Annotated in this window: 14 protein-coding genes; 3 read left to right on the forward strand and 11 right to left on the reverse strand. The window is 56.0% G+C overall.

Translation table 11 applies throughout. From position 1 onward, the window contains the following. Window positions 1–144 precede the first annotated feature (144 nt). The 7 genes from QQF33_RS20535 to gmk form a co-directional block, all read right to left on the reverse strand. Window positions 145–1,830: an AsmA family protein gene (locus QQF33_RS20535; RefSeq protein ID WP_285158494.1), complete on the reverse strand. Its 1,686-nt coding sequence runs from the start codon at window positions 1,828–1,830 to the stop codon at window positions 145–147. Window positions 1,831–1,947: 117 nt separating this feature from the next. Next, window positions 1,948–3,342 (reverse strand): nucleobase:cation symporter-2 family protein, encoded by a 1,395-nt coding sequence (locus tag QQF33_RS20540; protein ID WP_282492067.1) that lies wholly within the window; start codon window positions 3,340–3,342, stop codon window positions 1,948–1,950. 103 nt (window positions 3,343–3,445) lie between these two features. Beyond that, complete coding sequence (gene recG / locus QQF33_RS20545; protein ID WP_285158496.1) at window positions 3,446–5,527, reverse strand: ATP-dependent DNA helicase RecG; 2,082 nt, start codon at window positions 5,525–5,527, stop codon at window positions 3,446–3,448. 3 nt (window positions 5,528–5,530) lie between these two features. Further along, window positions 5,531–6,220: a tRNA (guanosine(18)-2'-O)-methyltransferase TrmH gene (gene trmH, locus QQF33_RS20550; protein WP_282492065.1), complete on the reverse strand. Its 690-nt coding sequence runs from the start codon at window positions 6,218–6,220 to the stop codon at window positions 5,531–5,533. Between the two features lie 4 nt (window positions 6,221–6,224). Beyond that, window positions 6,225–8,336, reverse strand: a complete 2,112-nt coding sequence (spoT, locus tag QQF33_RS20555; protein ID WP_282492064.1) for a bifunctional GTP diphosphokinase/guanosine-3',5'-bis pyrophosphate 3'-pyrophosphohydrolase — start codon at window positions 8,334–8,336, stop codon at window positions 6,225–6,227. 19 nt (window positions 8,337–8,355) lie between these two features. After that, window positions 8,356–8,631, reverse strand: coding sequence for a DNA-directed RNA polymerase subunit omega (gene rpoZ, locus QQF33_RS20560; protein ID WP_032615688.1), 276 nt, complete (start codon window positions 8,629–8,631; stop codon window positions 8,356–8,358). Between the two features lie 54 nt (window positions 8,632–8,685). Continuing rightward, a complete protein-coding gene (gene gmk / locus QQF33_RS20565; RefSeq protein ID WP_285158497.1) occupies window positions 8,686–9,309 on the reverse strand; it encodes a guanylate kinase in 624 nt (207 codons plus the stop codon). 250 nt (window positions 9,310–9,559) lie between these two features. Between gmk and ligB the strand changes: the two genes are divergently transcribed. Continuing rightward, window positions 9,560–11,230, forward strand: coding sequence for an NAD-dependent DNA ligase LigB (ligB, locus tag QQF33_RS20570; protein WP_285158498.1), 1,671 nt, complete (start codon window positions 9,560–9,562; stop codon window positions 11,228–11,230). Here the strand turns inward: ligB and QQF33_RS20575 are convergent. From QQF33_RS20575 to QQF33_RS20585, 3 genes are all read right to left on the reverse strand, one after another. Next, complete coding sequence (locus tag QQF33_RS20575) at window positions 11,227–12,879, reverse strand: phosphoethanolamine transferase (protein WP_285158499.1); 1,653 nt, start codon at window positions 12,877–12,879, stop codon at window positions 11,227–11,229. The genes ligB and QQF33_RS20575 overlap by 4 nt on opposite strands. A gap of 115 nt (window positions 12,880–12,994) precedes the next feature. Beyond that, window positions 12,995–13,612: a trimeric intracellular cation channel family protein gene (locus QQF33_RS20580; RefSeq protein ID WP_282492061.1), complete on the reverse strand. Its 618-nt coding sequence runs from the start codon at window positions 13,610–13,612 to the stop codon at window positions 12,995–12,997. Window positions 13,613–13,816: 204 nt separating this feature from the next. After that, window positions 13,817–14,680 (reverse strand): YicC/YloC family endoribonuclease, encoded by an 864-nt coding sequence (locus tag QQF33_RS20585; protein WP_282492060.1) that lies wholly within the window; start codon window positions 14,678–14,680, stop codon window positions 13,817–13,819. 125 nt (window positions 14,681–14,805) lie between these two features. On the opposite strand from QQF33_RS20585, the gene rph reads away from it, so the two are divergent. Further along, window positions 14,806–15,522, forward strand: coding sequence for a ribonuclease PH (rph, locus tag QQF33_RS20590; RefSeq protein ID WP_282492059.1), 717 nt, complete (start codon window positions 14,806–14,808; stop codon window positions 15,520–15,522). Between the two features lie 63 nt (window positions 15,523–15,585). Next, window positions 15,586–16,227 carry an orotate phosphoribosyltransferase gene (gene pyrE / locus QQF33_RS20595; RefSeq protein WP_285158500.1) on the forward strand — a complete coding sequence of 214 codons (642 nt, stop codon included), beginning with the start codon at window positions 15,586–15,588 and terminating at the stop codon, window positions 16,225–16,227. Window positions 16,228–16,310: 83 nt separating this feature from the next. Here the strand turns inward: pyrE and slmA are convergent, their stop codons facing one another. Further along, window positions 16,311–16,907, reverse strand: coding sequence for a nucleoid occlusion factor SlmA (gene slmA, locus QQF33_RS20600; protein ID WP_285158501.1), 597 nt, complete (start codon window positions 16,905–16,907; stop codon window positions 16,311–16,313). Window positions 16,908–16,987: the final 80 nt, after the last annotated feature.

A 16,987-nucleotide genomic window follows, 5' to 3' on the forward strand; every position in this document is an offset into this window, starting at 1 on the left:
GGCGTTGCATAGGTCGGGTCTCAGTCCAGGGCATAGTGAGTCTCCTCTTCTATGCCAGTTATAACTGTTACCCATGTATCCGGTCTAAAGTGTTACCCATGTTTCCGGTTCATACCCTGCGCTTACCGGGCCTACGGTTCAGGGTTACGGTGCCGTTGAAATCACGCCACCCACCATCGTCTGCTCGACCTGCTGCTTATCCATGTTCACTGCCTTCAATTTCCCGTTCACCGTCGGTTTTAGCGGCGCTTTATCCTGCACGCTCCCGCTGGCGGTCAGTTGGATGTTGCCGTCGCCACTCACCGGCAGCGCAGGCCAGCCCCACTGTTGCAGCACGTTCAGCGGCACACCGCGACCGTTCAGGCTGATCGTGGTCTGACGCTGCGGCAACTGTGAAACCGTCCCCGTCGCTTCCAGAATGCCTTTCTCAGTAAAGGCGCTCAGCTCCGTGATATTCACCGTCGAGGCATTCGCGGCGAGCGCCATCGACGGACGTCGCACGTCCACGCGGTTAAAGGTAGCGGCGGCGCCGTTAAGCGTCGCATTGCCGCCCCACACGCCCCACTGGCGATCTTTCCCCAGCTGGAGGTTGGCGCCATAACCATCGAGGGAAGTGACCTGCCACGGGAATGCCGGGTCGATATCAATCACCAGGTTGCGGCTCAGGCCGAACTTTTTCAGGGTGACGCCGTTGAGCCACTCCGGCAGCGGGTCCATCCACAGGGCTTTCCAGTTCTGCGGCAGCGTATATTCGAGCCCGGCGACGGCGACGTCGTCCAGCACCAGGGCTTTACCGTTGCGCAGCCAGTTGCCGGAGGTGCGCACCATGCCGCCTTCCCAGCGGGATGTGAACTGGCGCAGCGCCACGCCCTGCGGCGAGAATTCAGCGTTCAGAATCGGGTCAAAAAGATGCAGCGAACCGTAGATAAACTCGCTGGCGTTCATCGACAGACGCCCGTCCTGGCTCTGCCAGTCGCCCTTGCTCAGAGTCAGGTTGCGCAGGCTCAGGTCGAGATCGGTCACCGCCCAGTCCGGGCCTTGCAGGCGCGCGTCGGTCACTTCCAGACGACCAATCTGTAACGACGGCAGCGTGGTGATCGGTGCGAAGAAATCCGCTAATGATTTATCACTTTGCAGACGAATGTCGTTCAGACGCATGGTGTCGATCACCCATCCGCCGTCGGCGTTGCGCCGCGCGGTGCCGGTCAGCGAGCCGCGCGCCATGTCCGCGCCGATGGTGCTCAGCACCACTTCTTTACCGTTCAGCTCCCCCTGAATCAGCACGTTGCTGGTGGGCACGCCGTTGAGGGTCAGCGATCCGGCGCTCATCTGGATCTGCGCATTATTGCCCAGCACTTTGCCCGCTTTCGGTTCCCAGGGGCTGACGCCGCCTGTGACTTTTTGCGCGCTCAGGTCCCATTCGGTATTCGGGCTGTTAAACGCCATATTGTTTAGCTGCAGTCGGTCGGCCTGGAAGGGGAGCGGGGCCGTCTGCGGGGAGAGATTCAGCGTCCCATCGTGCAGGGTGATGGTGTCCATATGCAGCGGATCGGTGATTTGTCGGCTGCTCAGACCGATATCGACTTTCTTCGCCACCAGCGTGGCGGGTTTGCCATCGCGGCCAAAGGTGACGTTTTCCAAGATGATATGCGACGGGGAGGAAAAGCGGTGATCCATCAGGTCGAAGTTGAGTTCGTAGTCGGTATTCACCGTGATCCAGCTGCTCACCTGCGACGCGCCCCAGCGGGTCTGCACGAGGATATAGAGTGCCAGGATTGCGATCAGCACCGCAACCAAAATCCAGATCAGCAGCTTTCCAATAAATTTCATGGTCTTCCATCCCGTCAAACGCACATAGAGGAGTTATGCACGATTTATGCGCAATCCTCAAGGCAGGAATGGTGTAATTCGGTTTCACGGCAGGCGCGATGCCTGCCGTGACGGGGATCAGTTCTTTTCAGGCGGGAAGACGAGGTTCAGAACAATCGCAGTGATACCGCCCGCGGCGATGCCGGAGGAGAGCAGGTTTTTCACCCAGTCAGGGGCGAACTGCAGGATCAGTGGCTGCTGAGACACGCCGAGGCCGACGGCCAGCGACAGCGCGATAATCATGATCGCACGACGGTTCAGCGGCTCGCGCGACACGATACGCACGCCAGATGCGGCAATCGTCCCGAACATCACCAGCGTTGCGCCGCCCAGAACCGGTTCCGGAATGTGCTGCACGAAGCCGCTCACCGCCGGGAACAGGCCGAGCACGATCAGCATCAGCGCCACCACAAAGCCCACGTAGCGGCTGGCGACGCCGGTCAGCTGGATCACGCCGTTGTTCTGGCCGAAGCAGGAGTTCGGGAAGGTGTTAAACACGGCGGAGACAAAGGAGTTCAGTCCGTTCGCCAGCACGCCGCCTTTCAGGCGCTTCATGTACAGCGGGCCAGAGACCGGCTGTTCGGAGACGTCGGACGTCGCGGTGATGTCGCCGATGGTTTCCAGAGAGGTGATCATGAACACCAGCATCAGCGGCAGGAGCAGGTTCCAGTCGATGCCGAGGCCGTAATAGAGCGGCGTCGGGACCATGATCAGCGGGCTGTTGGTCGGGGCGGTGTTTTCCGGCAGCATGCCGAGCGCCCACGCCATCAGATAACCGGCCGCCATGGCAATAACCAGCGAGGCGACGCGCAGGTACGGGTTACGCTGACGGTTGAGCAGAATAATAATCGCCAGCACCACGCCCGCCAGCAGCAGGTTTTTCGGTGCGCCGAAGGTGTGGTCGCTCATCGCCGCATACCCGCCGCCGATGGACGTCAGGCCAACCTGAATCAGCGACAGACCGATAATCATCACCACTACGCCGGAGACCAGCGGGGTAATCACGCGGCGCGCCAGGTGCAGTACGCGGGAGATGACCATTTCCGTACAGCTGGCCAGCATCAATGTGCCGAACAGGGCGGCCATCATCGTTGGCACATCCGCGCCGCCAGTTTTCAGTGCAGTGCCGCCCATGATCAGCGGAGCAACAAAGTTAAAGCTGGTGCCCTGAATCGACAGCAAACCTGAGCCCACCGGACCCCAGGCTTTAATCTGAATAATCGACGCCACGCCGGAGGCAAACAGGGACATGCTGATGATGTGCTGCGTGTCCTGAGCCGGTAAACCGAGCGCCTGGCAGATCAGCAGGGCAGGCGTAATCACCGCCACGAACATCGCCAGCAGGTGCTGACAGGCGGCGAACAGGGTCTGCGCCAGCGGTGGGCGATCTTCAAGACGGTAGATTAATTCACTATTATGCTGAGTCGGCGCAATCGGTTGCGCATCAGGAGACTCTACGGCGTTAACGGACATCGGCGGCAATCCCACGGTGGAAAAGCGGGCATTTTAGCTGACCGGATGGTAAAAGCAAACGATTGCATTTATAAATTATACAAACTGTTTCTGGCAGTGTTTATCAGGCGTTGGAATAACGCTCGGTTTCCGGCATCCAGCGCTCAATCAATGCGGTTGCCTGCGCGGAATGGCGCTCGTGAATGTAACGCGCAAGGCGCTGAACTTCAGGGATCATCGCCTGGTCACGCAGCAGATCGGCGACTTTGAACTCGGCGTTGCCGGTCTGGCGCGTGCCTAACAGTTCGCCGGGTCCGCGGATCTCGAGATCTTTTTGCGCAATGACAAAGCCATCGTTGCTGTCGCGCAAGACTTGCAGCCGCATTTGCGCCGTTTTGGACAGCGGGGATTTGAAGAGCAATACGCAGTGGGACGCCACCGCACCACGTCCGACGCGGCCACGCAGCTGGTGGAGTTGCGCAAGACCCAGTCGCTCCGGGTTTTCGATAATCATCAGGCTGGCATTAGGCACATCCACACCCACTTCGATCACCGTCGTGGCGATCAGCAAATGCAGCTCGCCCTGCTTGAATGCCTGCATCACGGCCTGTTTCTCAGCAGGCTTCATTCGGCCATGCACCAGCCCGACGTTCAGCTCGGGTAGCGCCAGCTTGAGTTCTTCCCACGTGGCCTCTGCCGCCTGGGCTTCCAGCAGGTCGGACTCTTCAATCAAGGTACACACCCAGTACGCCTGACGTCCTTCGTGCGTACAGGCGTTGCGCACGCGCTCGATGATCTCACTGCGACGGGTATCCGGAATCGCCACGGTGGTGACCGGCGTACGGCCTGGCGGCAGTTCGTCGATGGTCGAGGTATCCAGATCGGCATAGGCGGTCATCGCCAGGGTGCGTGGAATCGGGGTCGCGGTCATGATCAGCTGATGCGGATGGAAACCTTGCTGCAGCCCTTTCTCCCACAGCGCCAGGCGCTGATGCACGCCAAAGCGGTGCTGTTCGTCGATGATCACCAGCGCAAGGCCGTTAAACTGCACCTGTTCCTGGAAAATGGCGTGGGTGCCGACAATCATCTGCACCTGACCGCTGGCGATCGCTTCCTGCTGCGCAAGACGCGCTTTGCCTTTTTGCTTCCCGACCAGCCAGCCGACCTCGACACCCAGGGGCGCAAACCAGCTGCGGAAGTTGTTGGCGTGCTGCTCGGCGAGCAGTTCCGTCGGCGCCATCAGCGCCACCTGCTTGCCGTTTGCGATGGCGCGCAGTGCCGCGAGGGCAGCAACCAGGGTTTTACCGGAACCGACATCACCCTGTACCAGGCGCATCATCGGCACGTCGAGCGCCATATCGCGTTCGATCTCGGCGGTGACTCGCGCCTGGGCGTTAGTCGGCTTAAACGGCAGGGAGGCCAGCAGCTTATCTTTTAAATCATCACGGGCAGGAAGGGGTTGGGCATGAAAACGCTGGGCACCCGCGCGAAGCGCCAGCATGCTCAGGTTATGGGCCAGTAATTCTTCAAGGATAAGCCGCCGCTGGGCCGGATGTTGGCCGCTCTCTAAATCGCTCAGCTGTAAAGATGGCGGTGGGCGGTGCAATGTGCGGATCGCTTCCGGCAGGCTCATCATGCCCTGCGCCAGCTCTGGTGGCAGCAGTTCGGCGATGGCACAGGTATCGAGCAACTCAAGCGCCTGATCGGTCAGCTTGCGCAGCGTAGCCTGCTTGATGCCTTCCGTCGTGGGGTAAACCGGCGTCAGCGTCTCCTGGAGTTCAGGCGTACTCAGATCGCCCTGCACGCGGTATTCCGGGTGGATCATCTCCGCGCCGTACTTACCGCGCTTCGCTTCGCCGTAGGCCAGCACGCGTCGACCGGTGGCGAGACTGTTTTTCATCGCTGCGTTGAAGTTGAAAAAACGCATGGTGAGAATGCCGGAGCCGTCGCTGATCTGACAGGTCATCATCCGGCGACCGCCGAATGTGATGCTGCTGTTCAGCACCTCGCCTTCCACGGTGGCGTAGATGCCGGGCAGCAAATCGCCGATGGCGTAAAGCTGTGTGCGGTCTTCGTAGCGCAGAGGGAGGTGTAGAAGTAAATCTTGCACGGTGTGCAGGCCGATCTTCGCCAGCTTGCTGCTTTGCGCTGCGCCTACGCCCGTTAAGGAGCTGAGCGGAACGGCATCAAGCAGATGGCCTTTCATGAATTAGCCTGCAAACTGCATGGTGGACCACCACGCGGCATCGGCTTCGATTTCGCCCTGCGCGTTGACGTGGGGATAAGGGAGTTGCTTCTGTTTTGCCACGCGGGCCAGCACCGGATAACCGCCTTCGAACAGCAGGCGCTGCTGCTCGTCTTCCGGGAGCATGCTGTTTTCACGCTCGTACATCCCTGCGTTTTGGCGCTGGCGCTGGGCTTCATACAGAATCAGCGCCGAGGCGACGGAGACGTTAAGCGACTGCACCATACCGATCATCGGGATGATGATGTCCTGATCCGCCAGCTCTAACGCTTCCTGGGTGATCCCGGTTTTCTCCTGACCCATCAGAATACAGGTGGGACGGGTGTAATCAATCTCGCGGAAATCGACGGCTTTATCGGAAAGATGGGTGGCAAGGATCTGCATGCCGCTGCCTTTCAGCTCTGCAACGGCGTCGGCAATCGTGGGATGGGTTTTAACCGTCACCCAGCTGTTGCTCCCGGCCGCGCTGGAGGCCATGGTGCGCATGTTTTTACTCGGCCAGACGGCGTGAACTTCATGCACGCCAACGGCGTCCGCGGTGCGGACGATGGCGGAGACGTTATGAGGTTTATGGACCTGCTCCATACACACCGTCAGATCGGGCTGACGTCTGGCGAGCATCTCACAGATACGTTCATAACGTTCAGATCTCATGTCACTAATTTCGGTTACGGGTGACTTTAATGACGTCCGGCATCACGCGAATTTTGCGCATAATATTCGCCAGATGCACACGATCGCGCGCGGTCAGGCGAATGAACGCGCTATAGACGCGGCCATCTTTTTCTTCCGTATTCAGGCTCTGAATGTTGGAAGTGGCCGTGTTAATCGCCGCCGTCAGGTTCGCCAGTGCGCCCTGGTGGTTGAACATATCAACTTTAATTTCGGTGATAAATTCCTGCTCGGTCTCTTTATCCCACTCAACGGCCATGAACTTCTCGGGCTCTTTCTGATAGCCACGGATGTTACGGCAGGACTCGTGGTGGATAACCAGACCTTTACCTGGGCTGACGTGGGCGATGATCGGATCGCCTGGAATCGGTCGGCAGCATTTGGCGAAGGTGATCAGCACGCCATCCGCGCCTTTAATCGGCAGATGACCGTGGCCCTGAGTTGTTGGCTGCGCAACGGAGGCTTCGCCTTGCTGCAGGTTCTTCGCGACCACGACGCTCATGGCGTTGCCGAGGCCGATTTCTGCCAGCAGATCGTCAAGCGAGGCGAGCTTCATGCGCTCCAGCTCTCGCTGAATATTCTCTGGCGGAATTTCGGCCAGCTTGCGGCTGCCACCCAACGCGTGGTTGAGCAGGCGACGGCCAAGGCTGACGGAATCGTCACGTTTCAGGTTTTTCAGCAGTTGGCGGATCTTCGCGCGCGCTTTGGAGCTGACGACGAAGTTAAGCCATGCGGCATTCGGGCGAGCGCCCGGTGCGGTAATGATTTCGACCGTCTGACCGCTGGTGAGCGGCTGCGACAGCGGATAAGGCTGCCTGTCGACGCGTGCGCCTACGCAGGCATGACCGATGTCGGTGTGCACGGCATAAGCGAAGTCGACCGGCGTGGCGCCAGCAGGCAGCTCGACAATGCGCCCTTCTGGCGTGAAAACGTAAATCTCATCCGGGAAGAGATCGGATTTAACGCTCTCGATAAATTCAAACGAACTCCCGGCGCTCTGCTGGAGTTCAAGCAGGCTTTGCATCCAGCGCTGGGCGCGGATTTGCGCGGTGGTGCTGGTTTCGCCGTGCTCTTTATAAGCCCAGTGCGCGGCAACACCCATTTCCGCCATCTGGTCCATGTCTTCGGTGCGGATTTGCACCTCAACAGGCACGCCGTGTGGCCCGATCATCGAGGTGTGCAAAGATTGATAGCCGTTCGCTTTTGGAATGGCGATGTAGTCTTTGACGCGCCCCGGACGCGGTTTGTACAGGCTGTGCATTTGGCCGAGCACGCGGTAGCAGGTGTCAGAATCATGAACGATGACGCGGAATGCGTAGATGTCCATGATCGAGTGAAAACGCTGCTCTTTGAGCACCATCTTGCAGTAGATGGAGTAGAGATGTTTTTCGCGGCCGCTTACGCGACACGGAATTCCCGCTTCCTGCAAACGTCCGTCGATTTCAGAGAGGATTTTTTGAATCATCTCTTTACGGTTGCCGCGCGCGGCTTTGACCACCTCTTTAATCACACGATAGCGGTTCGGGTACAACGCTTCAAAACCCAGCTCTTCCAGCTCGGTTTTAATGTGATGGATACCTAAACGGTGTGCCAGCGGGCTATAAATTTCGAGGGTTTCACGCGCGATGCGGCGACGTTTATCCGGGCGTAATGAGCCCAGCGTGCGCATATTATGGGTACGGTCAGCGAGTTTGATAAGTATGACGCGGATATCCTGCACCATCGCCATAATCATCTTGCGGAAGTTTTCGGCTTGCGCCTCTTTCTTATCGCGGAATTTCAGCTTATCAAGCTTAGAGACCCCTTCCACCAGTTCGGCAACGCTTTTGCCAAACAGCTGTTCCATATCCTGGTAGGTGGCGGGGGTATCTTCGATCACGTCATGCAGCAGCGCGGCCATCAGCGTTTCATAGTCGAGTTTCATCTCGGCCAGAATACAGGCCACCGCTACCGGGTGCGTGATATAGGGTTCACCGCTTGAACGTGTCTGGCCCTCGTGAGCGTCACGTGCAACGAGATACGCCTGCTGAAGACGCTTAATCTGGTCTTCAGGCAGGTAGGTTTGAATCAGTTGATTCAGGCTTTCAAACAGATACAAGGGCGACCCGCAGGTTTAATTAACGACGGCCTTCAGCAATGGCGGTTACGGCCTGCAGTTCTGCGGCTTCCTGCTCTTGCTGCTCCTGGCGCTCACGTACGTCGAGGATCTGGTTGTTGATCAGACCTTCTTCGATTTCGCGCAATGCGATAACGGTGGTTTTATCGTTTTCTTCTGGTACCAGTGGATCTTTGCCACCGGACTGCATCTGACGAGCGCGACGCGCGGCGACCAGTACCAGGTCAAAACGGTTACCAATTTTCTCTACAGCGTCCTGAACAGTTACGCGTGCCATACTTAAAATGCTCCACAGATGAAGAAAGGACTGGGCATGATACTGAAAGTGCGTTCAGTCTGCCAACAGTTTGGTGATTAATGCGTCATGTCGCTGCTTCTGGCGGCTCATGCGCAGACGTTCTGCACGAATGATGGTTTTCAGATCGCCCAGGGCAGTATCAAAATCATCATTCACAATAAGGTAATCATATTCGGCGTAATGGCTCATTTCTGCAACTGCCTGCGCCATACGTTTTGCGATCACTTCTTCGCTGTCCTGGCCGCGGCCACGCAGGCGGCGATCCAGTTCGTCCTTCGACGGCGGCAGAATAAAGATGCTGCGCGCTTGTGGCATCTTCGCGCGAATTTGCTGCGCGCCCTGCCAGTCGATATCCAGGAACACATTGACGCCGGTTGCCAGAACCTGCTCGATGGTTTCACGGGATGTCCCGTAGAAGTTACCGAAAACTTCAGCGTGTTCAAGGAACGCGTCTCGGCCAATCATCGTTCTGAATTCATCGTGATCAACAAAGAAATAGTGTTCACCGTGTACTTCACCCGGACGCGGAGCGCGCGTGGTGTGAGAAACCGACACTTGCGTATCGTACAACGGTTGGGTTTTTAACAGCGCCTGAATCAGGCTGGATTTACCCGCGCCACTAGGGGCAGAAACAATATAAAGCGTGCCTTGAGCCATGAGAGTCTTTTGTATGTGTTAGCGAAGAAGTCTTACATACGGGCTTATTATACACGTCGCCGCTCTGTGACGTAGTCTTTGTCACACTTTTTCCACTGGATTGTTGATTTTTGCGTACCGTTTTCCGGTTTTCCCCGCCCTTTGCTGCAATCAAAACAAAACCCTGAAGCCGCCTCGTAAATCGTGACTTTGCAGATAGTCAGGTCAAAACGGGAGGGGTATACCTTGCGCAAAACAGGGAGGCGTGACGATGTGGAAATGGGCTGGAGTGGTATTAATTCTGTGGAACGGCTACGGAATGGCGGTTTGCCCCGCCTGGTCGCATGCCAGAGCGGAAAAGGAAATCGCGGAACTCAGCGCGCAGGTCGCCCGCTGGAATCAAGCCTACTGGCAGGAAGGAAAAGGCGAGGTCAGCGACGAGGTTTACGATCAGCTCAATGGCAGGCTCACGCAATGGCGGCGTTGCTTTAGCGATGAGCCGCCATCGGATGATGTTCCCTCGGTCAGCGGCACGGTCAAACACCCTGTTGCGCATACGGGCGTGCACAAGGTGGAGGGGAAAGAGGAGTTACGTCAGTGGATGCATGCCCATCAGGATCTGTGGGTGCAACCCAAAGTGGATGGTGTCGCAGTCACGCTGGTCTATCGGAAGGGAAAATTAGTGCAGGCCATCAGCCGTGGCGATGGGATAAAAGGTGAAGACTGGACGGCGCGAGTACAAAAAATCCCGTCGATACCTGTAGTCCTGCAAGGGCCATTGTCGGAGAGCGTTCTACAAGGCGAGCTGTTTTTACGAAGCGAAGGGCATATCCAGCAGCAGATGGGGGGCATGAACGCCAGGGCCAAAGTGGCGGGAATGATGATGCGCCAGAATGATAACTCGGTGCTCGATAATCTCGGCGTGTTTATCTGGGCGTGGCCAGATGGGCCAGCCGATATGTCGCAACGTCTTGCGGAACTGTCCAGGGCGGGTTTTCCGCTGACTGGGCGTTATACGCGCGCTGTTCAAACCGCAGATGAGGTAGAGCAAAACAGAACCGACTGGCTGACATCACCTCTGCCGTTTGCCACTGACGGCATTGTGATTCGCTCCGCGATTGAATCTGCGGGTGAGCGCTGGTTGCCCGGGGAGGGAGACTGGGTGGTTGCATGGAAATACTCGCCCGTCTCTCAGCTTGCTGAAGTTAAAGCCATCCAGTTTGCCGTTGGGCGTACGGGTAAAATAGCCGTGGTTGCCACTCTTGAGCCTGTGCAGTTGGGCGACAAACGTGTGCAGCGAGTGAGCCTGGGTTCCGTTGGGCGATGGCGAACGCTGGACATTGCGCCAGGCGATCAGATTTTGGTGAGTCTTGCCGGGCAAGGCATACCGCGTTTCGATAAAGTCGTATGGCGTGACGCCGAGCGAACCAAACCTGTGCCGCCTGAGCCGCATTTCAGCCCGTTGACCTGTTTCTATGCTTCGCCCGATTGCCTGGAGCAGTTTTTTGCCCGTCTGGTCTGGTTGAGTTCGAAGCGCATTCTCAATATTGAAGGGACAGGGGATTCAGGCTGGCGATTGCTGCATCAGGCTCATCATTTTGAGCATATCTTCTCATGGCTGGCGTTGAGCAAAGAGCAGCTTCAAAATACGCCGGGTTTGAATGTGGGTCGGGGTTTGCAGCTGTGGCATCGCTTTGAGTTCGCGCGGCAGCAGCCTTTTATTCGGTGGATTGGCGCGCTGGGTGTGCCATTACCGCAGGCGGCAGCGAAAGCGCTGAATGCCTCTTCGTGGCAGCAATTACGCGATACTGATGCGGGAAGCTGGAGCCAGCTTCCCGGCGTCGGCCCGGAAAAAGCGCGAAAGCTGGTCGATTTTTTCCATGATCCTACGATTGAGACCCTGGCGACCTGGCTGGGTAAGCAGGACGTTCAGGGGTTTTAGAGGGATCCGGTTTTGGCCTTTCGCCATGGAGTGTTTTTGCCCGGAGAACTGAATGTCTCACGCAACTGATCGTAATCGAAAATATGACGGCCACCATCCATCACCGGGAGTAATGTTGGCTCCTGGTAGCAGGTTTCGAGCACTGAGCTGCAGTTCTCATTACCTGTTGAAATACCCAGCCAGCTCAGCATAAGCCAGTAGTTATTAGCGGTGGGCCAGAAGCCTGGGACCCAACCGAGTTGACGTTTTTGGGCTGATAGTGCGGGTTGGCTATACCAGATAAACTGCGGAACTTCGTACGCCTCTTTGCTTGGGTTGCGGGAGCCATGCATATAAATGGAATCCAGCTGCGGATTTTTTTCCAGCCCGTGATCGGAGAAGTAAAGCATTGAAGAGGCGCTGTTTTGTAAGCGTTTCGCCACCTCGCCGATAAAGTAATCGGTGAATCGAATCGCGTTGTTGTAGCAATCTTCGTATTTATTTCCCGTATCGAGAATGTTTGCTGATTCCGGATAGCGGTCGCATGCCATCTCATGACTTCCGTTAATGTGCAGCACGATAAATTTCTTACCGGGTTTTTTCAGCGCTTCATCCAGAGCGGGTAAAAGCTCAGTATCATATTGGGTATTAATCCACTGTGCTTTTTGACTCGTGGAGGCAATGGCGACAATGTAATTATTGCTCTTTCCCGAATTGCCTTGTGCGCTGATCCATTCAGTATAATAGCCTGATTTTCTGGCGATGCTGACAATATTGTCGGCAAGCTTATCGACATTAAAATTGTCTGGATCGGCTTTGCTCATAATCATCGGTACGGCCAGTACCGTGGCTGAGGCAGGGGCAATGGCATGGGTGAAGACGAGGGCGTTCTTCTTAAATGCTGACGCTACAGGCGTGGTCTCCTGATCAAAACCGTAAAGCTGCATATTACTGCTACGCGCGGATTCACCGACGATCACCACATAGTTTTCTATGCCCGTTTGACGATATTGCAAGGCGGGATAATGCACATTTTGCTGGCTGATTTTGTTTGCAAGGGCGCTATCCCGATGGGCAATAATAAATTCTGAACCCGTGTAAAACGGCGTGTTGGTCAGGATCCGCGAACTCAGTGGATAGTAAACTTCCAGATCTTTGCGTTTTTTTAGCCAGTTTGCGGTGGAGTACCAGCCCATATAACCCACAAGTAAGACAATACTGATGACTTTTGCCCGATCAGAGAGGTTATCGCTTAATGATTTAATGGCATACCAGGTGATAACAAAATAGGCAGCGATTACGGGGAAGCTACTGATGTAGAGCCCCGACATGCTTTTCGCTTCAGCCATATGGGTTGCCAGAATACTCATGGCAAAGACGGTGTTGAATTCGCTCTGGTAAACATTCCAGGTGCTGAAAGCGATAGCAAAATTGAGCGTCAGCAGAGCGGTAAGAATAAACGCAATAATTTTGCCGGGTATATACCGGTAGATAGAGGAAGCGCCAAGCAACAGAAGACTATTACAGATCGCAATGCGGACCACAAACCGTGCAGGTTGCGTGAAGTACACTGGCCATATTTGTATAAGCACAGAGATCAGCAGCAGGATTAAAAAATGGCTGCCGATCTTTTTATCAAGGATAAGTACAGAGGTTTTGGCAAGTGACATCGGTTCTTAACGCAAATTTCCAGGGCGATTACAGAACGGTATTGTATTCGTTTTTGAATATATTATAAGCCCACGAAAAGTGCTTTTTTCTGCCCGTTGTCTTTTTGTTAAGAACTCAATGCGAGTCGTGCGTGTAATGAAACACGGGCAGCCCCAACTTCAGACGCAGCGCCAGCATACGCGCGGTGAAACCGAACAGCAGCGTGGCGATGACGACGACATCGTGGCTCGACACATAATGCTGCAAGGCGATATACAGCACCGCAGAGGCAAACGAAATCCCTGCGTAGAGCTCTTTCTGGAATACCAGCGGAATGCGTTTACAGAACATGTCGCGCAACACGCCGCCAAATACGCCGGTCACGACCGCGGCGATGGTAGCGATGATCGGGCCTTCACCCATATCCAGCGCGATTTGCGCGCCGATAATGGAAAACACGATCAGCCCCAATGCGTCCAGGACCAAAAACAGGCGGCGCAGGTGTGGCATGACAGGGGCGGCAATTGTCGTCAGCACCGCGGCAACGGCCACGATGACGACATATTCTGGATGTTTGACCCAGCCGAGCGGGTAGTGTCCGAGCAGGATATCGCGAACCGATCCCCCGCCCAGCGCCGTGGCGGTGGCGATAATGATGACACCAAAGGTGTCCATACGACGACGCCCGGCAGCCAGCGCGCCAGTCATCGCTTCGGCGGTGATACCGACCAGATAGAGAATATGTAAAAGCATTATCGCCTCCAGAGAAACTGGCGGCAGAGTAGCCTTTTGTGGTCTGGATCACGATTGAGATTTTCTAAGGTGAAGCGATTTGGCTTAGTTAAACTAATAGGGAAATAGTATTTTTAGCAGGGCAGTGAAGGGTTTTCTTGTGTGGTGTGGGTTTTTAAGGGTGAGAAAAAGTAATGGGTAGCTCGCGTTGAGCTACCCTGACGATTACTCGATGTTCTGAATCTGCTCGCGCATCTGCTCAATCAGCACTTTCAGTTCAATCGCAGAAGTGGTCACTTCGGCATTGATTGACTTGGAGGCCAGCGTGTTCGACTCGCGGTTGAACTCCTGCATCATAAAATCAAGGCGACGACCAACGGCTTCTTTTTTCTTCAGAATGTTGTAGGTCTCTTTGACGTGTGCTTCCAGACGATCCAGTTCTTCAGCCACGTCGACGCGCTGCGCCATCAGGACCAACTCCTGCTCAAGACGGGTGTTTTCCAGCTGAACTTCGGCGTCTTCGAGTCTGGCAAGCAGGCGTTCGCGCTGCCACTGCAGGACTTCTGGCATGTGGGCGCGTACTTTCAGGACTTCTGCGCTGACGCCTTCGAGGCGCTGCTCGATCATCGCTTTCAGCGCCTGGCCTTCGGTTTCACGGGCGATGATAAAATCGTCCAGCGCGCCATCGAGCGCACCCAGAATCTCGGTGGTGATCGCATCCAGATCCTGCTCACCAGCCGCCATTACGCCAGGCCAGCGGAGGATATCAACGGGGTTGATTTCACCTTCGTCGCTTTGCATCTTGACCCAGTTCGCTGCATTCACCAGCTGTTTAGCCAGTTTTTCATTGAGGATCAGCTCCCCCTGGGCGCTCGCATCGGGTTCAAAACGCAGGTTACATTCCACTTTACCGCGCGTCAGGCGAGCACGGATACGTTCGCGAACGACCGGCTCAAGGCTGCGAAACTGCTCCGGCATACGGAAATACGTTTCCAGATAGCGCTGGTTTACCGAGCGCATTTCCCAGGTAGCGCTACCCCAGCTACCCTTGATTTCACGCCGGGCGTAGGCGGTCATACTGCGAATCATAGACATGTCCGTTTTTAGAGGAGAGATGGGGGGATTATAGCTTTCGGGGCTTTGTCAGGATAGGAATAAGCGCGTTTAATCCGTATAATGCGCAGCCACATTCGTTTCAAGCCGGAGATATCATCATGCGTCCAGCAGGCCGTAGCGCCAATCAGGTGCGCCCTGTCATCCTGACCCGTAACTATACAATACACGCTGAAGGCTCCGTGCTTGTTGAATTCGGTAACACCAAAGTGCTGTGCACCGCCTCTATCGACGAAGGCGTACCGCGTTTTCTGAAAGGCCAGGGCCAGGGTTGGATCACCGCCGAATACGGGATGCTCCCTCGCGCCACCCACACCCGTAACGCTCGTGAAGCGGCGAAAGGCAAGCAGGGCGGGCGTACGATGGAAATCCAGCGCCTGATTGCTCGCGCACTGCGCGCGGCGGTGGACCTTAAAGCCCTGGGCGAATTCACCATTACCCTCGACTGCGACGTGATTCAGGCAGATGGCGGCACGCGTACGGCGTCCATCACCGGCGCTTGCGTCGCTCTTGCCGATGCGTTGAACAAACTGGTTGCTGCGGGTAAGCTCAAAACCAACCCGATGAAAGGGATGGTTGCCGCGGTCTCCGTTGGGATTGTCAAAGGCGAAGCCCTTTGCGATCTGGAATACGTTGAAGACTCCGCAGCAGAAACCGACATGAACGTGGTGATGACCGAAGACGGTCGCATCATTGAGGTGCAGGGCACGGCAGAAGGCGAGCCGTTCACCCATGAAGAGCTTCTTACCTTGCTGGCGTTAGCCCGAGGGGGAATCGAATCCATTGTCGCGACGCAGAAAGCGGCGTTAGAAAATTGATTTTAAGGGCGACGTTGTCGCCCTTTTTTTTGTCCGTAGAAAAGTAAGATGAGGAGCAAATCCATGAAACCCTATCAGCGCCAGTTTATTGAGTTTGCGCTTAACAAGCAGGTTCTTAAGTTCGGCGAATTTACGCTGAAATCCGGGCGTAAAAGTCCCTATTTCTTCAATGCCGGCCTGTTTAATACCGGGCGCGATCTGGCTCTTTTAGGCCGCTTCTACGCCGAAGCGCTGGTAGATTCCGGGATTGATTTTGATCTGCTGTTTGGCCCGGCCTACAAAGGCATTCCGATTGCCACCACCACCGCGGTGGCGTTGGCGGAACACCATGACCGCGACGTGCCGTACTGCTTTAACCGTAAAGAAGCCAAAACCCACGGCGAAGGCGGTAATCTGGTCGGTAGCGCGCTGCAGGGCCGGATCATGCTGGTGGACGATGTGATCACCGCCGGAACCGCGATCCGCGAATCCATGGAGATCATTCAGGCTAACGGCGCGACGCTCGCAGGCGTGCTGATCTCTCTCGATCGTCAGGAGCGTGGCCGCGGTGAGATCTCGGCGATTCAGGAAGTGGAGCGCGATTACAGCTGCAAAGTGACGTCGATCATCACCCTGAAAGACCTGATTGCGTATCTGGAAGAGAAGCCTGAGATGGCGGATCACCTGGCGTTAGTCCAGGCGTATCGGGAAGAGTTTGGCGTCTGAGTGAATTGCCCGGTGGCGCTGCGCTGACCGGGCCTGCGCGTCCCCCAGGCCGGATAAGGCGTAGCCGCCATCCGGCAAGAGGTTTACTGCAGCTGTGCGGCCACTAACGGCCAGCGGGTATCGAAATCGTCCGTCGGGCGATATTTAAACTCGCTGCGCACAAAACGGGAGAGCATCCCTTCGCAGAAAGCCAAAAGCTGCCCGGCCAGCAGGGTTTCGTCAGTGACGTAGCCTTCGCCTTCACGCATTTTCTTCTCACGCAAAACCTGACGCAGCTGCGCTTCAATACGCTCGAAAAGCTGATTGATGCGCCCCTGAAGTTTGTCCTGCTCAAACATCAGCGCGTGGCCGGTCAAAATGCGGGTCAGACCCGGATTGCGTTCACCAAATCCCAGAATCAGCAGCACGATCAGACGTAAGCGCGACGTGGTGTCTTTTTCGTCTTTTAAAATCAGATTGATACGGGAGATCAGGCTGTCTTCGATAAATTCGATCAGGCTGTCAAACATCCGCGTTTTGCTGGGGAAATGACGGTACAGCGCCGCTTCTGACACGCCCACGGAGGCCGCCAGTTTTGCGGTGGTGATGCGTTGACTGCCATCGCTGGATTCAAGCATCAGAGCCAGAGATTGAAGTATTTCCTCGCGACGATTCCTTTTCGCGGTTTGTTTTTCTGCCATGTTACAAAATACCCCTGAAAATAAGCGCTTTTACGGCGAGCATCCACACAGCGACCGCAAACTGTCGTTTGCGGTGTGTT

Source organism: Lelliottia wanjuensis (assembly GCF_030238365.1).
Taxonomy (GTDB): domain Bacteria; phylum Pseudomonadota; class Gammaproteobacteria; order Enterobacterales; family Enterobacteriaceae; genus Enterobacter; species Enterobacter wanjuensis.